The organism is Pseudomonas sp. NFACC13-1, from assembly GCF_900104425.1.
Lineage (GTDB): Bacteria > Pseudomonadota > Gammaproteobacteria > Pseudomonadales > Pseudomonadaceae > Aquipseudomonas > Aquipseudomonas fluorescens_AA.
Map to the genome: position 1 here is coordinate 119,623 of NZ_FMXV01000005.1, position 21,575 is coordinate 141,197.

Annotated in this window: 20 protein-coding genes; 13 read left to right on the plus strand and 7 right to left on the minus strand. The window is 63.7% G+C overall.

The window, feature by feature from the left end:
- Window positions 1-20 precede the first annotated feature (20 nt).
- From BLQ55_RS08890 to BLQ55_RS08905, 4 genes are read right to left on the minus strand one after another with little or no spacing between them, the layout of a single operon-like run.
- A complete protein-coding gene (locus BLQ55_RS08890; RefSeq protein ID WP_092164443.1) occupies window positions 21-488 on the minus strand; it encodes a response regulator in 468 nt (155 codons plus the stop codon).
- The gene (locus BLQ55_RS08895) at window positions 485-2,797 is read right to left on the minus strand and encodes an ATP-binding protein (RefSeq protein ID WP_092253631.1); all 2,313 of its coding nucleotides are present in this window, start codon (window positions 2,795-2,797) and stop codon (window positions 485-487) included. The genes BLQ55_RS08890 and BLQ55_RS08895 overlap by 4 nt, the downstream gene beginning before the upstream one ends.
- A complete protein-coding gene (locus BLQ55_RS08900; RefSeq protein WP_092253449.1) occupies window positions 2,794-3,462 on the minus strand; it encodes a response regulator in 669 nt (222 codons plus the stop codon). Before BLQ55_RS08900 ends, BLQ55_RS08895 begins: the two co-directional genes overlap by 4 nt.
- On the minus strand, window positions 3,459-4,643 hold the full coding sequence (locus BLQ55_RS08905; RefSeq protein ID WP_092253451.1) for a sensor histidine kinase: 1,185 nt from the start codon (window positions 4,641-4,643) through the stop codon (window positions 3,459-3,461). Before BLQ55_RS08905 ends, BLQ55_RS08900 begins: the two co-directional genes overlap by 4 nt.
- A 172-nt stretch (window positions 4,644-4,815) precedes the next feature.
- On the opposite strand from BLQ55_RS08905, the gene BLQ55_RS08910 reads away from it, so the two are divergent.
- From BLQ55_RS08910 to BLQ55_RS08925, 4 genes are all read left to right on the plus strand, one after another.
- Window positions 4,816-5,337, plus strand: a complete 522-nt coding sequence (locus tag BLQ55_RS08910) for an SgcJ/EcaC family oxidoreductase (protein ID WP_092253453.1) — start codon at window positions 4,816-4,818, stop codon at window positions 5,335-5,337.
- Between the two features lie 226 nt (window positions 5,338-5,563).
- Window positions 5,564-6,073, plus strand: a complete 510-nt coding sequence (locus BLQ55_RS08915) for a sigma-70 family RNA polymerase sigma factor (protein WP_092199570.1) — start codon at window positions 5,564-5,566, stop codon at window positions 6,071-6,073.
- Complete coding sequence (locus tag BLQ55_RS08920) at window positions 6,073-7,017, plus strand: FecR domain-containing protein (protein WP_092253455.1); 945 nt, start codon at window positions 6,073-6,075, stop codon at window positions 7,015-7,017. The genes BLQ55_RS08915 and BLQ55_RS08920 overlap by 1 nt, the downstream gene beginning before the upstream one ends.
- A gap of 67 nt (window positions 7,018-7,084) precedes the next feature.
- Window positions 7,085-9,508 carry a TonB-dependent receptor gene (locus BLQ55_RS08925; protein WP_092253457.1) on the plus strand — a complete coding sequence of 808 codons (2,424 nt, stop codon included), beginning with the start codon at window positions 7,085-7,087 and terminating at the stop codon, window positions 9,506-9,508.
- A 36-nt stretch (window positions 9,509-9,544) separates the two neighbouring features.
- On the opposite strand, the gene BLQ55_RS08930 is transcribed toward BLQ55_RS08925, so the two are convergent.
- From BLQ55_RS08930 to BLQ55_RS08940, 3 genes are all read right to left on the minus strand, one after another.
- Entirely contained in the window at window positions 9,545-9,946 is a 402-nt protein-coding gene (locus tag BLQ55_RS08930) for a hypothetical protein (protein WP_060742284.1), read from the minus strand.
- A gap of 306 nt (window positions 9,947-10,252) precedes the next feature.
- Window positions 10,253-10,732, minus strand: coding sequence for a nuclear transport factor 2 family protein (locus BLQ55_RS08935; protein WP_060742285.1), 480 nt, complete (start codon window positions 10,730-10,732; stop codon window positions 10,253-10,255).
- Between the two features lie 43 nt (window positions 10,733-10,775).
- On the minus strand, window positions 10,776-11,339 hold the full coding sequence (locus tag BLQ55_RS08940) for a TetR/AcrR family transcriptional regulator (RefSeq protein WP_092164464.1): 564 nt from the start codon (window positions 11,337-11,339) through the stop codon (window positions 10,776-10,778).
- A 122-nt stretch (window positions 11,340-11,461) separates the two neighbouring features.
- Between BLQ55_RS08940 and pssA the strand changes: the two genes are divergently transcribed.
- The 9 genes from pssA (at window position 11,462) to BLQ55_RS08985 (ending at window position 21,567) form a co-directional block, all read left to right on the plus strand.
- On the plus strand, window positions 11,462-12,805 hold the full coding sequence (gene pssA, locus BLQ55_RS08945; RefSeq protein ID WP_092253459.1) for a CDP-diacylglycerol--serine O-phosphatidyltransferase: 1,344 nt from the start codon (window positions 11,462-11,464) through the stop codon (window positions 12,803-12,805).
- 11 nt (window positions 12,806-12,816) lie between these two features.
- Entirely contained in the window at window positions 12,817-13,833 is a 1,017-nt protein-coding gene (locus BLQ55_RS08950) for an AraC family transcriptional regulator (protein WP_092200001.1), read from the plus strand.
- 261 nt (window positions 13,834-14,094) lie between these two features.
- The gene (locus tag BLQ55_RS08955; RefSeq protein ID WP_092253461.1) at window positions 14,095-15,066 is read left to right on the plus strand and encodes an SDR family NAD(P)-dependent oxidoreductase; all 972 of its coding nucleotides are present in this window, start codon (window positions 14,095-14,097) and stop codon (window positions 15,064-15,066) included.
- Between the two features lie 27 nt (window positions 15,067-15,093).
- Entirely contained in the window at window positions 15,094-15,837 is a 744-nt protein-coding gene (locus tag BLQ55_RS08960) for a glycosyltransferase family 2 protein (RefSeq protein ID WP_092253463.1), read from the plus strand.
- A gap of 1 nt (window position 15,838) precedes the next feature.
- Window positions 15,839-16,132 carry a lipid-A-disaccharide synthase N-terminal domain-containing protein gene (locus BLQ55_RS08965; RefSeq protein WP_092199589.1) on the plus strand — a complete coding sequence of 98 codons (294 nt, stop codon included), beginning with the start codon at window positions 15,839-15,841 and terminating at the stop codon, window positions 16,130-16,132.
- A 67-nt stretch (window positions 16,133-16,199) separates the two neighbouring features.
- Window positions 16,200-17,657, plus strand: coding sequence for an ArnT family glycosyltransferase (locus tag BLQ55_RS08970; RefSeq protein ID WP_256326557.1), 1,458 nt, complete (start codon window positions 16,200-16,202; stop codon window positions 17,655-17,657).
- A 263-nt stretch (window positions 17,658-17,920) separates the two neighbouring features.
- A complete protein-coding gene (locus tag BLQ55_RS08975) occupies window positions 17,921-19,585 on the plus strand; it encodes an AMP-binding protein (RefSeq protein ID WP_092199595.1) in 1,665 nt (554 codons plus the stop codon).
- A 16-nt stretch (window positions 19,586-19,601) separates the two neighbouring features.
- A complete protein-coding gene (locus tag BLQ55_RS08980; protein WP_092199599.1) occupies window positions 19,602-20,363 on the plus strand; it encodes an SDR family NAD(P)-dependent oxidoreductase in 762 nt (253 codons plus the stop codon).
- Between the two features lie 13 nt (window positions 20,364-20,376).
- Complete coding sequence (locus BLQ55_RS08985) at window positions 20,377-21,567, plus strand: acetyl-CoA C-acyltransferase (protein WP_170847574.1); 1,191 nt, start codon at window positions 20,377-20,379, stop codon at window positions 21,565-21,567.
- The last annotated feature ends 8 nt before the right edge of the window (window positions 21,568-21,575 follow it).

A 21,575-nucleotide genomic window follows, 5' to 3' on the forward strand; every position in this document is an offset into this window, starting at 1 on the left:
TCGATGAAGCGACCGCCCGGCTAGACCGGGTCGGCGGCGGGGCGGTGCTGGCGCAACAGTTCGATCTGCTGGGACGGAATCAACTCGCGCAACGCTTTATAGAGCGCCCGGGTTTCCAGCAGGTTCCAGATGCGCAGCATGGTTTCCAGGGCATCCAGGGGTTTGCTGATGAAGTCCCGCGCGCCGAGGGCCAGGGCACGCAGGCGAGTGTCACGGGTCGCGTCGGCGGTCAGGACCAGGATCGGCAAGTAGTCGTTGGCGGGGATGCGCCGGTTCAGTTGTTCCAGCACGGCAAAACCGTCGAATGCTGGCATGTGCAGGTCGAGGATGACCAGGTCCGGCTCGAAGCTGTTGAACAGGTCGAGCGTACGCAAAGGCTCGGTGCTGCTCAGCACATTGTGCAGCCCTTCGCGGGCCAGCAGTTGCTCCATCAGGTCCAGGTTGGGGCGCTGATCGTCGACGATCAGAATGCGCAAGTCGCGATTCATGCGGGCTCCGGTAGATAGTGCTCGAGGTGGCCGAGAAAGGCCTGGATATGGATAGGTTTGGTCAGGATCGCCGTGGCCCCGGCGTCGCGCAGGGCGCGATGGGTCAGCGCGCTGGCATCGGCGGTGATCATCAGTACCGGGGTGGCCGCGGTGGCCGGGGATTGGCGCAGGCGCCGCAAGACCTCCAGGCCTTCCAGATCCGGCAGGGTGACGTCCAGCAGGATCAGCTGCGGCGAGTGCTGGCGGGCCAGGTCCAGGCCCATCTGGCCTTGCATGCTCGATAGCAGCTGGATGCCGGAACGGCGCTGCATCAGGGTCTCGATCAGCGCAAGGCTCGACAGGTTGTCTTCAATGCAGAGGATTTTGCCGTGGTAATCCATGGGGGGGCGCGTCACGGCCAGGGCGGCGATGGGTGGCAAGTGCGTGCCGATCACCTGAGTGGCGGGCAGTTGCAGGGTAAAACAGCAGCCGTGCCCGGGTTCACTGTGGACCTGCAGGTTGCCCCGCATCATCTCCAGCAGGTTCTTGCTCAAGGACAAGCCAAGGCCGGTGCCTTCGACCTGCGGATCGGCGCCCAGGCGTTCGAAGGGCTTGAACAGCTGGCCCAACTGCTCAGGGGCGATGCCATGGCCGGTATCGTGGACGGCGATGCTCACCTGGCGGGCCTGGACGCTCACTTCGATGCGCACCTCGCCGCCGGGCCGGTTGTACTTGATGGCATTGGACAAGAGGTTGAGCAATACCTGCACCAGGCGTTGGCGGTCGGCAAGCACACCGCTGTCGTCTGGCAATGCAGGCAGGTCGATCAAGTGGATACCGGCGTCGGCGGCCATGGGTGAAACCAGCGTCAAGGCTTCGTGCAGCACCGTCGCCAGGGCGATCGGCTCGATGTTCAGGGGCAGGCGCCCGGCCTCGATCCGGGCGATGTCCAACACCTCGTTGATCAACGCCAGCAAGTGCTGGCCGGCCCGCAGGATGTGGCTGACCTGGGGGCGCTGGCCGGCGGTGGAGTCCATGTCCAGCAGTTGAGCGAAACCCAGGATGGCGTTCAGTGGCGTGCGCAATTCGTGGCTCATGCGCGAAAGGAATTCGCTCTTGGCCCGGCTGGCGCTTTCCGCTTCTTCGCGGGCCGTGCGAAGGGCGATCTCGGCGGCGCGCCGGTCGGTGATGTCGCGGGTGATCTTGGAGAAGCCGCGCAAGGCGCTCGTGCCATCGTACTGGGCGGTGATGACCACGCTGGCCCAGAAACGGCTGCCGTCCTTGCGGCAACGCCAGCCTTCCTCCATGTAATGGCCGTCGCGGGTGGCTTCGCGCAGGGCCATGTCCGGGTGCGCCGGGCATTCTTCGGGCAAGTAGAACAGGGAGAAGTGCTGGCCAAGGATTTCCTGCTCGGTGTAGCCCTTGATCCGCTGCGCGCCGGCGTTCCAGGTGGTGACGTAGCCCTTGGCATCCAGCGCGAAGATCCCGTAGTCCTTCACCCCGTCGATGATCAGCCGCAAGCGCTCCTCGTTATCGCGCAGGGCCCGCTCGCGTTCTGCGAGTAACTGCCCGGCCTCCACCAGCCGCGTGCCGAGCTGGCCGATTTCGTCCTGCTCTGGCGGTTGCGGCAACAACGGTTGCCCCAGGGCCAGGCGCTGGGCGTTGCCTTGCACCTGCTGGACCCGGGCGACGATGCCCTTGGATAGAAACAGCACCGCGACAATGGCCCCGAGCAAGCCGCACACCGCCGCCAGCAACGTGGCGAACAACAGGCGCATGCGCGTGGCCGAGGCGGCGGCGCTGCGCTCGGCGAGCAGGCCATCCTCGCGTATGCGCATGGCGCTGATCTGCTCGCGCAGCACATCCAGCACCTGCTTGTTTTCGATCAGGATCGCGGTGATGGCCTCGGGGTCGTCACGCTTGCCGTTGCGCAAGGCGAGCAAACCGTCGAGTTTGTCGGCGATTAGCGGGGTGATGGTCTTGAGGTGCTCGCGCATCCTGGCATCGCGAATGTTGTGGTCCAGGCGCTGCAACGCCGCATGGATCAGCGGCGTGGCTTGTTCGTAGCTGGGCAGGAAATCTTCGCGCCGGGTCAGCAGGTAACCGCGCACGCTGGCCGCCGCCTCGGCCAGCAAGGTATGGACCGTCTGGATATCACCCTGGACGAGCAGTACCCGGCGCACATCCTCCTCGGCCCGTGCGGTCTGCCGTTCGGTGATATAGATCAGCACCAGCGACAACAGCAGGACCACCAGGGGCAGGGAAATCACCACCAGGGCCTTGCCCCGCAACGGCAGGTCGGCCCAGCGGCGGGCGGCGAGAAACCTCATGGCCATTGCCCGGCGGGTTGCGCCACCAGCCCCAGGGCCACGCCGCGCACGGCGGCCTGGGTTCGGTCGGCGGCACCCAGCTTGCCGATGACGCGCTCGACGTGGGCCTTGGCCGTGCCGGGTGCGATGCCCAGCTTTTCACCGATTTCTCGATTGCTGAAGCCGCCGGCCACCAGCCCCAATACCTGGCGCTCACGGGCGGTCAGGGCCTGGGCCTGAGGGGCACCACTGGCACCGCGCTCGGTCATGCGGCGCAGCAGGCGCGCGCTGACTGAACTGTTCAGCGCCTCGTCGCCCTGGGCGACCCGTTTGAGGGCGTCGAGCACTTCATCGCGGCTGGCATCCTTGAGCAGGTAGCCGACCGCGCCCGCACCGATGGCGGCTTCGAGGTGGTCGGGGCTGTCATCCATGGTGAAGATCACCACTTTGATCCCGGGCTGGCGCTGCTGCAGGATCCGCGCCGCGCCCAGGCCGTTGAGGACGGGCATGCGGATGTCGAGAATCGCGATGTCCGGCTGTAGCCGCTCGCACAGGTCGAGGGCCTCCTGGCCGTCGCGGGCCTGGCCGACGACCTCGAACCCAGGGCTGTCGGCGAGCATGCTGATGAACCCGGTGCGGGTGACTTCATGGTCATCGGCCAGCAGCAGGCGCAAAGGACGGTTCATGGCTGTACTCCGGCGGACGGTAGCGGCACGCTGGCCAGCAGGCGGGTGCCGCCGCCGGGTTGGCTGCGACAGGCCAGGTGGCCGCCCAGCAGGTTGGCGCGTTCCTGCATGGCGGCCAGCCCCAGGTGGCAACTGCCGTTGGTCTCGATGGGTTGCTCCAGGGCAAAGCCACGGCCATCGTCTTCTACCCGCAGGCTGGCGTGGCCATCTTCCACCGCCAGTCCCAGGCCCACATGACGGGCCTGGGCGTGCTTGAGAATGTTGTTGATGCCTTCCTGGGCAATGCGAAACAGGGCGATCTCGGTGTTGCCCGGCAGTCGCGCGCTGCTGTGTTCGGCCCAGCTCACGGTCAGGCCCGCGTCACGCAGGCGATCGGCCTCCTTGTCGACGGCTTTGTACAGGCCGAAATCATCCAGCACGTGGGGGCGCAGGCCACCGATCAGTTGCCGGCCCTCGCCGACGCAGCCTTGGGCCAGGTCGAGGATGGCCTGCAACTCGCTCGCCAGCGCCGGCGCCAGCGACGGGCAACGACCGGCGAAGCCCTGCAAGCGCTGGTGCAAACCGGCCAGGTTCTGCGCCAGACCGTCGTGCAGGTCGTAGGCCACGCGCTTGCGTTCGTCTTCCTGGGCGCTGAACAAGCGGTGGACCAGCTCGGACATGGTCCGCTCGCGGGCCTGTAGCGCTTCGACCAGGCGGCTGTTCTCCAGGTGCGCCGCCAACAGTGTCGCCAGCAATTGCAGCGACTCGATGTCTTCGTTGTCCGGCGCGCCGAGGGCGACGCTGTTGCCCAGCAGCAACGCCCCGAACGTCACGCCATCGGAGGTGCGCAGTGGAATGCGCAGGACCTGGGGCAGGGCGCTGCCGGGGGACTCCAGCCAATTCGGACCGGGCGTTTGCGGCTGGGCCTGGCTGGCGAGGAAGTCGACCCGTTCCGCGCTCCCGTGGCTGGCGAGGGTACGCAGCGTGTGGTCCGGCGCCCACTCCAGCAGCAGGCCGTGGTCCATCGCCATGAAGGCGCACGCCCGTTGCAGCGCACGCTGACGCATGGCCGGCAGGGGCAACTGCGTCAGCTCGTGGCCGGTGCCCAGCAGCAGCCCCAGGCGCGCGGCACGGCTTTGCGACTGGCGATACTGACTGCGGATGGCCAGGGCACTGCCGGGATCATGGGGCGGGCTTTGCATGGGGAGCTCCAGCGTGGAAAAAGATCGGACGGTTCGCGGTGACGCCATTAGACCGTGTCACCGGCATCGGGCCTATCTGCCAAATGGCATAGGCGATTGGCACCGGTTGGCCGATGGCGAGAGCCGGGAAGGTCGGCAAAGTGAGCTCATTGAAACCCAAAGGAGCTTTCCGATGAAAATGAAAACCTGTGCCATCGCTGCTTTTTTCCTGCTGGGCGCGCCGCTTGTCCAGGCTGTCGAGGTCACACCCTACGTGTATCGCACGGTGGCCGAGCAGCCCAAGAACGTGAATGACCGGGAAATCGCTGCCCTGTTCGATCGCTGGAACGCCGCGCTGCAAACCGGTAGCGCCACCGCCGTGACCGGCCTCTATGCCCCGGATGCGATTTTGCAACCGACCGTCTCCAACAAGGTGCGCAACACACCGGCGCAGATCCAGGACTACTTCGAGCATTTCCTGGCCGCCAAGCCGGTCGGACAGATCAACTACCGGGAAATTCGTCACCTGGGGCCCGACGCGGCGATGGACAGTGGTGTCTATACCTTCACACTCACCCAGGCCGATGGTTCCAAGCGTGAGGTCCAGGCGCGCTACACCTTCCTCTATGAACGCCTTGATGGCCAGTGGAAGATCATCAACCACCACTCTTCGGCCATGCCGGAAGTGCCAAAGACCTTGCACGCCAGTCATTGATCGCACTGCGTGCAAAGACCTGACTGTGGGAGCGAGCTTGCTCGCGATGGCGACCACCCAGCGCCATGGAAGCAAGCTGACCCACCGCTATCGCGAGCAAGCTCGCTCCCACAGGGGAGGGGGCTTGCATCCCGTTTCTAGACTCACTTTGCATAAACAACTTGGATTCCTGCGCGAACATTAATTAGAATCAGTCTCATTTAAGACTTTGCGCAGGCTTCTGGACATGTGTGATGCAGTTACGCCGACGGAGCAATCCCTCCATGCGTTGTACCGTGACCACGGGAGTTGGCTGGAAGGCTGGTTGCGACGGCGCATGGGCAATGCCTGGGATGCGGCGGACCTGCGCCAGGATACCTTCGTGCGGGTGCTGGCCAGCTCCCAGGCCTTGACGGACCTGCAAGAACCCCGCGCCTATCTGCTGACTGTCGGCAAACGCCTGCTGAGCAATTTCTATACCCGCCGCAATCTGGAACAGGCCTATCTCGACGCGTTGGCGAACCTGCCTGAAGCCTGCGCACCGTCTCCGGAACAGCGTTGGCTGCTGCTGGAAACCCTGCAAGCCCTGGACGAATTGCTGGATGGCCTGCCGCCCTTGGTGCGGAGGGCTTTTTTATGGAGCCAGCTCGAAGGCCTGGGCTATCGCGAGATCGCCGAGCGCTTGCAAGTGTCCGAGCGCACTGTGAAGCGCTACATGGCCCAGGCCTATGAGCATTGCCTGTTGGTGGACTTCTGATGCCATCGGCACCATCACCCGAGGCTCGTGAAGCGGCACGGGCGGCTGCCCATTGGTTGACCCTGATGGAGTTCGACGGCGAGGCATTCGACTCAGCGGCCTTGCAACGCTGGCGCGACAGTAGCGCTCACCACGAGGCGGCCTGGCAGAAGGCCCAGCGATTGCGCCAGCGTTTTTCCGGGGTCCCCGCGTCCCTGGGCATGGCAACCCTGGACCGTCCGGCGCTGGCCCGGCGCGCGGTGCTCAAGCGTGCATTGGGCGTCGCCGCGTTGGTCCCGACCGCCTGGCTGCTGGGGCGGGAGCTGCCGCTGGAGGTCTGGCGCGCTGATTTGCACACCGCCACGGGCGAGCAACGGCGCTGGTCGCTGATCGATGGCAGTGCGCTGCAACTGAACACCGACAGTGCCGTCGACCTGGACCTCAAGGCCCGGCGCCTGGTGCTGCTGCGCGGTGAGATGGCCCTCAAACTCGCCGGGAGCACGCCGCTGTCCGTCCAGTCACCCTATGGGCTCGTCACGATCCATCGTGGCGAAGTCTGCCTGCATTTGGGCGAGGGCGACTGCCGGGTGTCGGTGGTCAGCGGTTCGGCGTACCTGCAACCCCTGCGGGGAGCATTGCTGAGTCTGGAAGAGGGCCAGCAGGTCAACGTCCAGGCCTCGGGTGCGGGGCCGGTGCAGGCGTTCGACGTGGCACAGCTGGGTTGGCGTGACGGGGTACTGGTGGCGCAGGACCAGCCGCTGGGGCATTTCCTGCGGGAACTGAGTCGTTATCGCCCCGGCGTGCTGCGTTGGGACGAAACCCTGGAACCGCTGCGAATCACTGGCAGCTTCCGCCTGGACAACACCGATCGGATCCTCGCGTTGCTGGCGGCCAGCCTGCCGCTGGATGTGCACATGCGCACCCGTTACTGGGTCACGTTGACGCTTCGCAAGAATCTGGCCTGAGGCCTGTCCCCTTTTTTTGTTTCGCTTGTCATTCAAGGCAACTGAACAAAAACGAGAGCGCTTTCCAATGTCCGCAGTTGTACCTTTGCGTTTGCGCCCGGCCTTTGCCGGCCGGCGTCCGCTGTTGAACCTGAGCCTCATGCTGAGCCTGGGTGCCAGCCCGTTTTTCATGTCGTCAAGCCTGGCCGAAGAAGCCGTCCGGCGCAGTTATCAGGTACCGGCCGGCAGCCTCGGCGCGGCGTTGACCCGGTTTGCCGGGTTGGCGGGGGTCAACCTGTCGGTGGATCCGGCCTTGGTGAGCGGACGCGACAGCGCCGGGCTTTCGGGGGAATTCGGGGTGGAAGAAGGGTTTGCCCGGCTGTTGCGGGGCTCGGGCCTGCAGTTGCAACCGGTGGGGGAGCAGGCCTACATCCTGATGCCGACGCCAGAAGGCGGCAGCTTGCAACTGGCGCCCACCTCGATTCTCGGCGCCACGGCGTCGACGGACAGCCCAGTGTATGCCGGCGGCCAGGTGGCACGGCGTGGTTCGCAAGGCCTGCTGGGTTCGCGGGACTTCATGGAGACGCCGTTCAGCATGACCACCTACACCAGCGAGACGGTCAAGAACCAGCAGGCGCGCACCCTGGGCGACCTGATCGCCAGCGATCCCTCGGTCCGCACCACCAACCCGGCGGGCGGACGCTATGAGCAGTTCACCATTCGCGGTTTCAGCCTGTTCAACAGTGATGTCGCCTACAACGGTCTCTACGGCATCCTGCCGACGTACACAATCGACATGGAGATGGCAGAACGCGTCGACATCCTCAAGGGGCCGAGCCAGCTCATCAACGGTATCTCGCCGCGGGGCAGCGTGGGGGGCGGGATCAACGTGGTGCCCAAACGCGCCACCGACACGCCCATCACCTCGTTTACCGGCAGCTATGCCTCCAATAACCAGCTTGGCGGGGCGGTGGATGTCGGTCGGCGCTTTGGTGAAGAAGACAAATTCGGTATTCGTTTCAATGGTGTGAAGCAGGCGGGCGACACCGAGTGGGATCACCAGAGCGTGGACCGCGAGATGGCGGTGCTGGGCCTGGATTTTCGCGGTGAACGCCTGCGACTATCGACGGACATCGGCCACACCGAACGCAACACCGACGCGCCCCAGGAACGCGTGCAGGTCGGTGCCAATGCCCAGGTCCCTCACGCCAGCGATGTGCGCGACAACTACGCCCAGTCGTGGAGCAAGGCGCGCACCCAGGACACCTTCGGCACGGTGAACGCTGAGTTCGATGTCAGCGATTCGGTGATGCTGTATGGCGGTGTCGGCGCGCGCAAAAGCGACCACGACTTCCTTCGGCACAACGTTTCGGTCACCAACGACGCGGGCGACTTCACCGTCCAGCCCCGTGACTTTACCCGTGAGGAAAATGTCCGGACGGCCACGGCCGGGGTGCGCAATTGGTTCCATACCGGTCCGGTGAGCCATGAGGTCAACCTGGCGGCCAGTTATTTCTACATGGACTTCGAAAATGGCGGCGCCCGTTACGCCAACGGTCGCAGCAACCTGTATGACCCGGTACAGACCCCGACGCCGAGCAACCCGACCCGACAGGACGACAAGGTCTATACCGAGAACCGCTTCAGCGGCGTGGCCTTGTCCGACACCCTGGGGCTGTTCGAGGATCGCTTGCTGCTGACCCTCGGCGCTCGCTGGCAACGGGTGAAGGTCGATGACTGGACAAATAACGTCAAGGGCGACACCGCCTACGACGAGGAAAAGGTTTCGCCGTCGGGCGGGATCCTGTTCAAGGCGACTGACAAGCTGTCGCTGTATGCCAACTACATGGAAGGCCTGAGCCAGGGCAAGATCGCGCCATCGACATCGATTAACGAGGATGAGATTTTCCCGCCGTTCATCAGTCGCCAGGTCGAAGTGGGCGCCAAGTATGACGCTGGCCCGTTCGCCGTCACCGCCGCCGTGTTCCGAATCAAGCAGCCTGCCTATGCGACCGACGCCACGACACGTGTCTTCGGCCCGAATGGCAAGCGCGAAAACACCGGCGTGGAGTTGAGTGTGTTCGGCGAACCGCTGAAGGGAACCCGTTTGCTCGGCGGCGTGATGTTCATCGACAGTGAACTGACTGACACCACCGACAGCACCTTCGATGGCAACCGCGCACCGGCCACGCCGAAGTACAACGTCAACCTCGGCGCCGAATGGGACGTGCCAACGGTACAGGGCCTGACCCTGACCAGTCGCGGCATCTATTCCAGCTCACAGTACCTGGACCAGTCCAACACCAAGGAAATCGATGCCTGGACGCGTTTCGACGTAGGCGCTCGCTACGCGTTCAAAGTCGATGAAAAACACATCACCCTGCGGGCCAACATCGAAAACGTGGCCGACAAGCGCTACTGGAGTTCGGCCGGCGCATCGGATGACAGTGAACCGGGCTTGACGCTGTCGACCCCGCGCACCTACCTGCTGTCCGCGACGGTCGATTTCTAGGCCGATGTGCCGCTCCAGGGAGGGAGCGGCCCAGGTTCAGGTATCGCGAAACAGGTCGTGGGCATCCAGCAGTCGCCAGGCGATCTCGGGGCGTTTTTCCAGCCCGCGGCGGATGGCGGCGGGGATCGACTGGCGAATCTTGCGGCACAGGCCGGGCTGTTCCTGGAATTCGATGGCGATGCCGCGCATGGTCCGCACTTCGTTGTAGCCGGGCTCGACGCGCAGGCGGATCCCCAGGTTTTCATACAGGCGCTGCTGCAGGCGCTGGAGTTCGTCGAGGCTCTGGATGTTCTCCAGGCGCTCGAGCAGGCGTTTTTCTTCCTGGCGATTGAGGCACAGGATGCGCAGGTCGCTGCCAGGCGCTTGCAACAAGGCATCACGCCCGCAATCGCAGACGCCGGGCGGGCAGGGGGGACGGATCGGGATCGACGCGGTCATGGGCTCCACAAAGTCTGCTGCACAACGAAACAGCGAGCTTATCGCCAGCCTGGGCAATGTGATACCTGGCGGCATGTGGGTCAAGCCTGTTGGATGGGCCGCTGGTCTGGCGCGGCTGTTGTACTGTGGGAGCAAGCTTGCTCGCGATAGCGGAGGGTCAGTTTGCACACCTGTTGGATTTGCCGCCGTCATCGCGAGCAAGCTCGCTCCCACATTTGGATTTTCAGCGCACACGAATGCTGTGCCTGACCTCGATCTCCTGTGGGAGCGAGCTTGCTCGCGATAACGGTAGGTCAGCCGAGAGGGTTACAACCCCAACTCGGACAACCCCGGATGATCATCCGGCCGGCGGCCCAGGGGCCAGTGGAACTTGCGCTCGCTTTCCTTGATCGGCATATCGTTGATGCAAGCGTAGCGGTTGTACATCAGGCCTTGCTCGTCGAACTCCCAGTTTTCGTTGCCGTAGGAGCGGAACCAGTTGCCCGAGTCGTCGTGCCATTCGTAGGCGTAGCGCACGGCGATGCGGTTATCGGTGAAGGCCCAGAGTTCCTTGATCAGCCGGTAATCCAATTCCTTGGCCCACTTGCGGGTCAGGAACGCCTTGGCTTCTTCGCGGTTGTGCGCGAATTCGGCGCGGTTACGCCATTGGGTGTCCAGCGTGTAGGCCAGGGATACTTTTTGCGGGTCGCGAGAGTTCCAGCCGTCTTCGGCCAGGCGAACTTTCTCGATCGCCGATTCACGGGTGAACGGCGGCAACGGCGGACGAACTTCAGAAGAGGCAGACATGGCGAATCTCCATTAAGTTGATAAATGACGCAGGGTTCAACGGTCAGGTGTGTAGCAATATCTTCAGCATGTCCTGGGCGTGGTCAGCCGCGCTGTGGTCGCCCATGACCAGCGCCACGGTAATGGCGCCGTCGATCAGAATCAGGAGCTGGCGGGCCAGGGCGTCCGGATTTTCGACGCCTTGTTCGACGCACAGCCGGGTGACGTAGTCGAGCAGCTTCTGTTTGTGCATCTTCGCCACCTGGCGGACCGGATCCTGTGGATCACCGGTTTCGCCGCTGGTGTTGATGAAGGCACAACCGCGAAAGCCTTCGCTGTCGAACCAGCCCTTGAGCACGGTGAACAGGTTGAGCAGCCGCGCCGTCGGTGTGGGCGCCTTGTCCACTTCGCTGCTGAACCAGTGCATCCAGCGCTCGTCCCGCCGCTCGAGGGCGGCCACGATCAGGTCGTCCTTGTTGGCGAAGTAGCGATAGACACTTTTCCTGGAGACGCCGGCGGTTTTCACCAGAAGGTCCATGCCGGTGGCGGCGATGCCACTTCTATAGATCAACTTTTCGGCGACATCGAGGATGATGTCTCGTGTTTCATTACCAGTGATTTCGTTCATGGGATAAAAGTAGAACGATCGTTCTCCTTGGTCAAGTTGTTTTTTTCTTGACGACAGGAAGACCCGAACCCATCCATGGTGTAAGCTCATCCGTTCTTTGGAATCGACCTTTTGCGAGCCCTATGCCGTCGCTCTTCAAACGCTCCCTGCTGCCCAAGCTGCGCAGCTTTGCACTGACCGCCGACGCGGTGACCGTCCTTGATGGCGCTGCCCAATTCCGCCGTTGCCTGCTGGAGAAAATCGCCCAGGCCACCCAGCGCATCTACATCGTCGCCCTCTACCTGCAACAGGACGAGGCCGGCCAGGAAATTCTCGATGCCCTGCACGCCGCCAAAGCGGCGCGTCCGGAACTGGACGTGGTCGTGGTCGTGGACTGGTTGCGGGCCCAGCGCGGGCTGATTGGCGCCAAGAAGCAGCCGGGCAACTCGGCGTGGTATCAGGAACAGACCCGCACCCATGCCAGCGAAGTGCCGATCTACGGCGTGCCGGTGCAGACCCGCGAACTGTTCGGCGTGTTGCATTTGAAAGGTTTCGTGATCGATGACTGTGTGCTCTACAGCGGCGCCAGCCTGAATAACGTCTACCTGCACAAGTTCGACAAATACCGCTACGACCGCTATCACCTGCTGCAGAACACGGCACTGGCCGATTCGATGCATCACCTGGTGCAGCATGGCCTGATCACCTCCAGGGCGGTGCATCGCCTGGACCTGCCCAACCTGCCCAGCACCCGCAGTTTGCGCAAGGACATCGGCGACCTGCGCAGCCGTCTCAAATACGCGACCTACGACACCAGCGTCGGCAGCCTCGACAAGAGCGGCCTGTCGGTGAGCCCGTTGCTGGGCGTGGGCAAGAACAACCCCCTGAGCCGGGTGATCGGTGAACTGATCGCCAGCAGCCGCCAGCAACTGACCATCTGCACCCCGTATTTCAACCTGCCCCTGGCCGTGACCCGGGAGCTCAACCGCGCCCTGGCCCGCGGGGTCAGGATCGACATCATCGTCGGCGACAAGACCGCCAACGACTTCTACGTTCCGCCCAGCGAACCGTTCAAGATCATCGCGGCGCTGCCATACCTCTACGAAATCAGCCTGCGACGCTTTGCCAAACGGCATCAGCACGCGATCGACAGCGGCCAATTGAACCTGCACCTGTGGCGTGACGGGGACAACACCTATCACCTCAAGGGCATGTGGGTCGACGAGCGCTACACCTTGCTGACCGGCAACAACCTCAACCCGCGGGCCTTTCGCCTGGACCTGGAAAACGCGCTGTTGCTGGACGACCCCAAGGGCGAGCTGCTGGCGCCGCGCCAGGCCGAGCTTGAGCGGATCTACCGCTACACCCATCGGATCGAGCGTTACCTGGACCTGGAAACCCTGCCGGATTACCCCGAGGCCGTGGCCAGGTTCCTGAAACGGGTCAGCCGGGTGCGGATAGAACGGCTGCTTTACCGGATCCTGTGAACACCCGCGCCATGTCGGAAAAAGACACCATCTCCATCCAGCTGGTACGTGAGGCGTTGCTGCAAAGCTGCGCACCCGGGGCAGCCACCGAGGAGGCCTTGAGCCAGGTCGGCATAGACCCGGCGCTGCTCGACGATCCCCAGGCGCGGGTCCCGGCCCATGCCTATGCGCGGCTCTGGCGTTTGCTGGCCCAGCGCCTGGATGACGAGTTTTTCGGCATGGACCCGCGCAAGCTCAAGTCCGGCAGCCTGGCGTTTCTCTGCCAGTGCGCCATGGCCCAGCCTACGCTGGCGAGCGGCTTGACGGCGGGGCTGGGGTTTCTGTCGCTGATGCTCGAACGCCTGCCGGCCCAGTGGGTGCGCCAGCAAAGCCTGGCGGAGATCGTGCTGCTGGAAGACGATCAGGCGCCGCGCCGAGCCTTTACTTACTTCACTTACTGGATGATCGTCCATGGCGTCGCCTGCTGGCTGGCCGGACGGCGCATTCCCATCCTGTCTATCGAACTGCGCTGCCCAGCACCGGATTTCTGCGACGACTACCGGGTGATGTTCTCCCAAAACCTGCGCTTTGACCGACCGCGCACCCGGATGATTTTCGCCGCCGAATGTCTCGACCTGCCCATCCGGCGCAACGCTGACGAGCTCAAGCGCTTCCTGGCCCGGGCCCCGGGCAACATCCTGGTCAAATACCGCGACCCGCAAAGCCTGGCCAGCCGCATCCGGCACGACCTGCGGCAACTGCCCGCCGACCGGTGGCCGGAAACCGAGGCCTTGGCCCAGCAGCTATGCGTGTCCGCCTCGACCCTGCGCCGACGCCTGGCGGAGGAGGGCCAGACTTACCAAGGCCTCAAGGACAGCGTGCGCAAGGATCTGGCGATCACCTGGCTGGCCGAGCCGTCCATCAGTTTCGTCGAAATCGCCTCCCGCCTGGGTTTTGCCGATGCCAGCTCCTTCTACAAGGCGTTTCGCAAATGGTCCGGGTCCAACCCGGGGCATTATCGCAGCCTGATTCTCAACGACCCTGATTGATCCATCGGGTGGTTTCCAATCTCGTGCCTACCCAAGCCCCCCTGTGGGAGCGAGCTTGCTCGCGATAGCGGTGGTTCAGTCGCCTCGTCATTGACTGCCACACCCTCATCGCGAGCAAGCTCGCTCCCACAGGGACTTTCGCTTGGCAAGCTGGCACGCTCATAAAACTGTCATTTTTCTTTGATACAAGCCTGTGCAGGCGCCGGAAAAGCCGGGCCATCCATCAGGGTAGTGTATGCACGTGACCGTTTTGGGCAGCGTATGAGCGTATTGGTCACCGGCGCCGCAGGATTCATCGGTTTTCATACCGCCAGGCGGTTGTGCAGTGAAGGCCATCAGGTCATCGGCATCGACAACCTCAACAGCTACTACAGCGTCGAGCTGAAACAGGCACGACTGGCGTTGTTGGCCGAATACCCCAACTTCCGCTTCCTGCGGCTGGACGTGGCTGACAAGCAGGCGCTGCTGGATGTATTTGCGAAAACCGCATCCGAGTACGTCGTCCACTTGGCGGCCCAGGCTGGTGTGCGCTATTCCATCGATAATCCCGACCTGTACGCGCAAAGCAACCTGGTAGGGTTCCTCAACGTGTTGGAAGCGTGCCGTGCCCACCGGCCGGCGCACCTGGTGTTCGCCTCAAGCAGCTCGGTGTATGGCTTGAACGACCGGTTGCCGTATGCCACGACCGATCCGGTGGATCAGCCCGTGTCTTTCTATGCGGCGACCAAGCGCGCCAATGAGCTGATGGCCCACGCGTACTCGCATCTCTACGGCATTCCCACCACCGGCCTGCGGTTTTTCACCGTGTATGGACCGTGGGGGCGGCCCGACATGGCACCGTTCAAATTCACCGACGCCATCCTCGACGGTCGCGCCATTGACCTCTACAACGACGGCGCGATGTCGCGGGACTTCACCTACATCGACGACATCGTCGAAGGCCTGGTGCGGTTGTTGCCGCGGCCGCCGGCCAATGAAGCAGGCGTGCGCCACAAGCTCTACAACATCGGCTTCGGCGCTCCGGTGAAGCTCTTGCAGTTCGTCGAGTGCCTGGAAGAGGCCCTGGGCATTCCCGCGATCAAGCATTTCTTGCCATTGCAAGCGGGTGACGTGGTCGACACGTGGGCGGACACGCGCGAGCTGGAGGAACACATAGGGTTTCGCCCGCAGGTCGCGGTGCCCGTCGGCGTGCAGTCGTTTGTCGATTGGTACCGCGCGTATTACCGCGTTTAACCCCCTCAGCTTTTTTACTGGAGTGTCATGCACGAAACCCTTTATGTGTCGGTCCTGATTCCGGCAAAGAACGAAGCCGGCAACCTCATTCCACTGCTGGAAGAAGTGCGGGCGGCGCTGGTGGACGAGGCCTTCGAAGTCATCGTGGTCGACGATGGCAGCACCGATGCCACCGCCGCTGAACTGCGGGCGTTGCAAGGCAGTGGCTATCGCCAGTTGCGGGTGCTCAGCCATGCCCGTTCCCTCGGGCAGAGCACGTCGATCTACCACGCCGCTGAAGTGGCCCGCGGGCATTGGCTGGCAACCCTCGACGGCGACGGGCAGAACGACCCGGCCGACCTGCCAAAGATGCTCGACCTGGTGCGCGGTTCGGAGGGTACGCCCGCCGGTGTGAAGCTGGTGGCGGGGCATCGCGTCAACCGCCGGGACACGGCGAGCAAGCGTTGGGCCTCGCGGTTCGCCAACAAACTGCGGGCCAGTCTGCTCAAGGACCAGACGCCCGATACCGGTTGCGGCATCAAGTTGATCGAGCGCGAGGCGTTTCTGCGCCTGCCGTATTTCGATCACATGCATCGCTTCATTCCGGCGCTGATCCGTCGGCACAACGGCCGGATGCTGGTTCACCCGGTGAATCACCGTGAGCGCGGGGCTGGGGTGTCGAACTACGGCAACCTCGACCGGGCGCTGGTGGGCATTGTCGATCTGTTCGGGGTGTGGTGGTTGATAAGACGCACCCGCCTGGATATCAACGCACAAGAAACCGAGGTGTGACATGGGCAGAGAATCGATATGGCTGGCCGTTGGCTTCGGCGGCCAGTTGGCCTTCACCGGGCGTTTTGCCCTGCAATGGCTGTACAGCGAGTACAAGAAGCGCAGCGTGATACCCGTGGGTTTCTGGTACTTGAGTATCGTCGGCAGCGCGCTGTTGCTGGCCTACGCCATCTACCGCGAAGACCCGGTGTTCATTGTCGGCCAGTCCTTCGGCTTCATCGTTTACTTGCGCAATTTGCAGTTGATCGCCAAGCACCACGAGCAGGAAAACCGCGAACTGGCCGAGAAGGGCTGAGACGGTGCGGATACGATTGTCTTCCTCGCGAGTGGAGCTTCTGGCGCTTGTGGCATTGGCCTTGATCATGGTGGGCGCCGGTCTGGGTTGGCGCCAACCGATGAACGTCGATGAAGAGCGCTTCCTCGGCGTTGCCCTGGAGATGTTGCAGAACGGCTCATGGTTCATTCCCCATCGCGCCGGGGAAATCTACGCCGACAAGCCGCCGTTGTTCATGTGGGCGGTGGCGTCGTTCGTGCAATTGACCCACCTGCCGAAAGTCGCCCTGTACCTGCCCGCGCTGTTGGCCGGCGCCGTTACCACGGCATGCCTGTATGACCTGGGCCGACGCTTGTGGGGACGAAGCGTGGGGGGGATCGCCGCGCTCTTGTTTCTCGCCACCTACCAGACCTACAGCATCCTGCGCACCGGGCAAATCGATGGTTTTCTTGCACTCTGGACCATCCTGGGGATCTATGGCTTGTGCCGGCATCTGATGCTCGGCCCGGCGTGGCGCTGGTATTACCTGGCCTGTGCGGCGATGGGGCTGGGGGTCATCAGCAAAGGCGTGGGGTTTCTGCCGGTGTTGATGCTGATTCCCTACGCTTATGGGGTGCGTCGAGGGTGGAAAGGCCTGGTGTCCATGCCGGGCGAGGCGGGGGCTTGGTGGCTGGGGCTGGTTGTGGCGCTGGCCGCCATCGCGCTGTGGCTTGGGCCTTTGCTGCTGATCGTATGGCAGGGCAGCCCCGACAGCCTGGCGTACGCCCAGGAAATCCTGCTGAAGCAGACGGCGGGGCGTTATGCCAATGCCTGGGAGCACCGCGAACCCTTCTGGTACTTCTTCGTCCAGGTGATTCCGAAATACTGGCTGCCGATCTTTTTCATGCTGCCATGGCTGGTCCCGGCCTGGCGCAGGCAGTTGCTCAAGCAGGATGGTCGCGTGCTGGTACTGCTGGGGTGGGTGGTACTGGTGCTGTTGTTTTTCAGCCTGAGCAGTGGCAAGCGCAAGCTGTATATCTTTCCCGCGTTGCCGGCCTTGATCCTGCTGGTGGCGCCGCTTGTGCCGTGGCTGCTGCACCGCTGGTTCAGCCGGCGTCCGAGGGGCAGGGCGGTATTCGCCGGGTTGACGGTGGTGTGGTTGTGCGCCTGGTTTGTGCGCGGCTTCATCGAGCCCCACAGGGAAGGCATCAACCCCCACCAGACCTTGATGCGTGATGTCGCGGGGCTGACTGCAAATGCCGAGTTGGTGCTCGTCGGGTGGCGCGAGGGTCATTGGCTGTTCGCCCAGCAGCCCATCGTGCATTTTGGCTTCCATGATCGCCAGTCCCTGGAACGATCCGCCACCTGGCTACGCAGCCACCCGCAGGCCTTTGCCTTGGTGCCCGCGCGGGACCTGGCGCGTTGCTACGACCCGCAAAAGGCGCGCCGGGTCGGCGATACCTCGCGGGCCGAGTGGTTCCTGGTGGGGCCTGATGCGGACAATCAGCGCTGCCAGTCCCCGGTGCCGGAGAAGGTTTATTCATTTGCCTGGAAGCAGCCCTTGTAGCGCCCGGACCGCCGCTATCGCGAGCAAGCTCGCTCCCACATAGGGGCTTGGGCGGTCACAGAATCGAGGCCCACCTCACATTCCCTGTGGGAGCGAGCTTGCTCGCGATAACGGTCTGACCGACAACACATCCCTCGAACCATGGCCAAACCAGTCAAGCAACTTGATGGCTTTGACCATTGCCGCCACCGTCCTTCGGCGCGAGTATTTGCCTGCTCTTCACGGTTCCCCCAACCAATAAAAAGTACAGAGGGATTCTGGTCATGCGCGATTATTCGTCCGCCACGTCACAGTTCGATTACCTGCAAACCGTCAACGCCGCGCTGCACGGCTCGCTCGAGGCGCTCAATGCCTGTGTCGAGTGTTGCGACCGGCATGCGTTGCCGGGTCGCATCGCCTTGTTCTGGGAGGGGCGTGACGGCAGCGCAGCCACCTGGACTTACCGCGACCTGCAGGACAATGCCGCGCGGTTCGCCAATTTCCTGCGTGCCCAAGGCGTCGGCAAGGGCGACAGAGTGGCCGGCCTGCTGCCGCGCACCGCGGAACTCTTGATCGTCGTACTCGCCACCTGGCGTATCGGTGCGGTGTATCAACCGCTGTTCACTGCGTTCGGGCCCAAGGCCATCGAGCACCGCCTCGGCAGCTCAGGCGCGCGGATCGTCGTGACCGACGCCGTCAACCGTCCCAAGCTCAATGAAGTCGCCGGTTGCCCCACCATCGTCACGGTCGGAGGCGAAAAGGGCCAGGGCATCGTGCGGGGCGACTACAGTTTCTGGGCCGAAGTGGCGAACCAGTCCAGCCAGTGCGAACCGCTGATGCTTACTGGCGAAGATCCGTTTTTACTGATGTTCACCTCCGGCACCACGGGACCCGCCAAGGCGCTGTCGGTGCCGCTCAAGGCCATCGTGGCGTTCCAGAGCTACACCCGTGACGCGGTGGACCTGCGCCCTGAAGACGCCTTCTGGAACGTCGCCGACCCCGGTTGGGCCTACGGCATTTATTTTGGCGTGACCGGGCCGCTGGCCATGGGGCATCCGATCACCTTCTACGATGGCCCGTTCACCCTGGAAAGCACCTGCCGGGTCATCAACAAGTACGGCATCACCAACCTGACCGGCTCGCCCACGGCCTATCGCCTGTTGATCGCCGGGGGCGAGCAGTTTGCCCGCTCGATCAAGGGCAAGCTGCGCATCGTCAGCAGTGCCGGTGAGCCATTGAACCCAGAGGTGATCCGCTGGTTCGCCGACAACTTGAACGTGGTGATCCACGACCATTACGGCCAGACCGAACTGGGCATGGTGCTGTGCAACCACCACGGGCTGGAACACCCGGTGCACCTGGGGGCCGCCGGTTTCGCTTCGCCGGGCCACCGGATCGTGGTGTTGGATGAAGAGCAACGCGAGCTGGGCGTGGGCCAGCCGGGCATTCTCGCGGTGGACCGCAGCCAGTCGCCCATGTGCTGGTTCGCCGGTTACGAAGGCGCGCCGACCAAGTCCTTCGTCGGCGACTACTACTTGAGCGGCGACACCGTGGAGCTGAATCCGGATGGCAGCATCAGCTTCGTCGGCCGCAGCGACGACGTGATCACCACCTCCGGCTACCGGGTCGGCCCGTTCGACGTGGAAAGCGCGCTGATCGAACACCCGGCCGTGGTGGAGGCGGCGGTGATCGGCAAGCCCGATCCGGAGCGCACCGAGTTGGTGAAGGCCTTCGTGGTGCTCAGCACCCAATATCGCGCCTCACCGGAGCTGGCCGAGGAATTGCGCCTGCATGTGCGCAAGCGCCTGGCGGCTCATGCCTATCCCCGTGAAATCGAATTTGTCAGCGACTTGCCGAAAACCCCAAGCGGCAAGTTGCAGCGCTTTATCTTGCGCAACCAGGAAATCGCCAAGGCCCAAGAAGCCGCGGCGCAGAACGTTTCAGCTTGAACCCAAGGAAACCATGATGCAGATCGACAACAAGATTTTCCTCGTCAGCGGCGGCGCTTCCGGCCTCGGCGCGGCCACCGCTGAAATGCTGCTCAAGGCCGGCGCCAAGGTGATGCTGGTGGACCTCAACGCCGACGCCGTGGCAACCCAGGCGCAAAAGCTAGGTTGCCAGAGCGTAGTGGCCGATATCAGCAACGAAGCGGCGGCTGACGCGGCGGTCAAGGCCACGGTCACGGCTTTCGGCGGTCTGAATGGCCTGGTGAATTGCGCCGGTATCGTGCGCGGCGAAAAAATCCTCGGCAAGAACGGCCCCCACGCACTGGACAGTTTCAGCCAGGTGATCAACGTCAACCTGATCGGCAGCTTCAATTTGCTGCGCCTGGCGGCCGCGGCCATCGCCGAAACCGAGGCCAACGCCGACGGCGAGCGCGGGGTGATCATCAACACCGCTTCGGTAGCGGCCTTCGACGGCCAGATCGGCCAGGCCGCCTACGCGGCCTCCAAAGGCGCCATCGCCAGCCTGACGCTGCCGGCTGCCCGTGAGCTGGCGCGCTTCGGTATCCGGGTGATGACCATTGCCCCGGGGATTTTCGAAACCCCGATGATGGCCGGCATGACGCCCGAGGTGCGTGATTCCCTGGCCGCCGGCGTGCCGTTTCCGCCGCGTCTTGGGAAACCTTCCGAGTACGCGGCGCTGGTCAGGCATATCATTGAGAACAGCATGCTCAACGGCGAGGTGATCCGTCTCGACGGTGCCTTGCGTATGGCAGCCAAATAAGTAAGGAGGATTCATGATGTCCAACGATCCTATTGTCATTGTCAGTGCCGTCCGCACCCCCATGGGCGGTTTCCAGGGCGAACTGAAAAGCCTCACCGCGCCGCAACTCGGTGCCGCCGCTATCAAGGCCGCCGTGGAGCGGGCCGGTATCGCGCCGGGTGCGGTTGAAGAGGTGTTGTTCGGTTGCGTGCTCGCCGCTGGCCAGGGCCAGGCACCGGCACGTCAGGCCGCTCTGGGCGCGGGGCTCGACAAGTCGACCCGCTGCACCACGCTCAACAAGATGTGCGGTTCGGGCATGGAAGCGGCGATCCTGGCCCATGACATGCTCATCGCCGGCAGCGCCGAGGTGGTGGTGGCCGGCGGCATGGAGAGCATGTCCAACGCCCCGTACCTGCTGGATCGCGCCCGCGGCGGTTATCGCATGGGCCATGGCCGGGTACTTGACCACATGTTCCTCGATGGCCTGGAAGACGCCTACGACAAAGGTCGGCTGATGGGCACCTTCGCCGAAGATTGCGCCGAGGCCAATGGCCTGGGGCGCGAGGCCCAGGATGCCTTCGCCATTGCGTCCACCACCCGCGCCCAGCAGGCGATCAAGGACGGCAGTTTCGACGCCGAGATCGTGCCGTTGCAGGTCATGGCAGGCAAGGAACAAGTGACCATTCGCCACGACGAACAGCCACCCAAAGCGCGGATCGACAAGATCGCCTCGCTCAAACCGGCGTTCCGCGAGGGCGGCACGGTGACAGCGGCCAACTCCAGCTCCATTTCCGATGGCGCCGCTGCCCTGGTGCTGATGCGCCAGAGCCAAGCGGTCCAGCGTGGCCTCAAGCCGCTGGCGGTGATCCACGGTCATGCAGCGTTCGCCGACACCCCGAGCCTGTTTCCCACCGCGCCGATCGGTGCCGTGAAGAAACTGATGCAAAAGACCGGTTGGTCGCTGGACCAAGTCGACCTGTTCGAAGTCAACGAAGCCTTTGCCGTGGTAGGGCTGGTGACCATGGACAAGCTGGAAATCGCCCATGACAAGGTCAACGTTCACGGCGGCGCCTGTGCGCTGGGCCATCCGATTGGCGCGTCTGGCGCGCGGATCCTGGTGACCCTGCTGTCGGCCCTGCGCCAGAAAGGCTTGAAGCGCGGCGTCGCGGCCATTTGCATCGGCGGCGGCGAAGCCACGGCCATGGCCGTTGAATGCCTGTATTAAGGAACCAC

Excerpts from the sequence above, each read along its gene's own strand:
- BLQ55_RS08890 (WP_092164443.1), bottom strand. The coding sequence starts at position 488 with ATGAATCGCGACTTGCGCATTCTGATCGTCGACGATCAGCGCCCCAAC.
- BLQ55_RS08895 (WP_092253631.1), bottom strand. The coding sequence starts at position 2,797 with ATGAGGTTTCTCGCCGCCCGCCGCTGGGCCGACCTGCCGTTGCGGGGC.
- BLQ55_RS08900 (WP_092253449.1), bottom strand. The coding sequence starts at position 3,462 with ATGAACCGTCCTTTGCGCCTGCTGCTGGCCGATGACCATGAAGTCACC.
- BLQ55_RS08905 (WP_092253451.1), bottom strand. The coding sequence starts at position 4,643 with ATGCAAAGCCCGCCCCATGATCCCGGCAGTGCCCTGGCCATCCGCAGT.
- BLQ55_RS08910 (WP_092253453.1), top strand. The coding sequence starts at position 4,816 with ATGAAAATGAAAACCTGTGCCATCGCTGCTTTTTTCCTGCTGGGCGCG.
- BLQ55_RS08915 (WP_092199570.1), top strand. The coding sequence starts at position 5,564 with ATGTGTGATGCAGTTACGCCGACGGAGCAATCCCTCCATGCGTTGTAC.
- BLQ55_RS08920 (WP_092253455.1), top strand. The coding sequence starts at position 6,073 with ATGCCATCGGCACCATCACCCGAGGCTCGTGAAGCGGCACGGGCGGCT.
- BLQ55_RS08925 (WP_092253457.1), top strand. The coding sequence starts at position 7,085 with ATGTCCGCAGTTGTACCTTTGCGTTTGCGCCCGGCCTTTGCCGGCCGG.
- BLQ55_RS08930 (WP_060742284.1), bottom strand. The coding sequence starts at position 9,946 with ATGACCGCGTCGATCCCGATCCGTCCCCCCTGCCCGCCCGGCGTCTGC.
- BLQ55_RS08935 (WP_060742285.1), bottom strand. The coding sequence starts at position 10,732 with ATGTCTGCCTCTTCTGAAGTTCGTCCGCCGTTGCCGCCGTTCACCCGT.
- BLQ55_RS08940 (WP_092164464.1), bottom strand. The coding sequence starts at position 11,339 with ATGAACGAAATCACTGGTAATGAAACACGAGACATCATCCTCGATGTC.
- pssA (WP_092253459.1), top strand. The coding sequence starts at position 11,462 with ATGCCGTCGCTCTTCAAACGCTCCCTGCTGCCCAAGCTGCGCAGCTTT.
- BLQ55_RS08950 (WP_092200001.1), top strand. The coding sequence starts at position 12,817 with ATGTCGGAAAAAGACACCATCTCCATCCAGCTGGTACGTGAGGCGTTG.
- BLQ55_RS08955 (WP_092253461.1), top strand. The coding sequence starts at position 14,095 with ATGAGCGTATTGGTCACCGGCGCCGCAGGATTCATCGGTTTTCATACC.
- BLQ55_RS08960 (WP_092253463.1), top strand. The coding sequence starts at position 15,094 with ATGCACGAAACCCTTTATGTGTCGGTCCTGATTCCGGCAAAGAACGAA.
- BLQ55_RS08965 (WP_092199589.1), top strand. The coding sequence starts at position 15,839 with ATGGGCAGAGAATCGATATGGCTGGCCGTTGGCTTCGGCGGCCAGTTG.
- BLQ55_RS08970 (WP_256326557.1), top strand. The coding sequence starts at position 16,200 with ATGGTGGGCGCCGGTCTGGGTTGGCGCCAACCGATGAACGTCGATGAA.
- BLQ55_RS08975 (WP_092199595.1), top strand. The coding sequence starts at position 17,921 with ATGCGCGATTATTCGTCCGCCACGTCACAGTTCGATTACCTGCAAACC.
- BLQ55_RS08980 (WP_092199599.1), top strand. The coding sequence starts at position 19,602 with ATGCAGATCGACAACAAGATTTTCCTCGTCAGCGGCGGCGCTTCCGGC.
- BLQ55_RS08985 (WP_170847574.1), top strand. The coding sequence starts at position 20,377 with ATGATGTCCAACGATCCTATTGTCATTGTCAGTGCCGTCCGCACCCCC.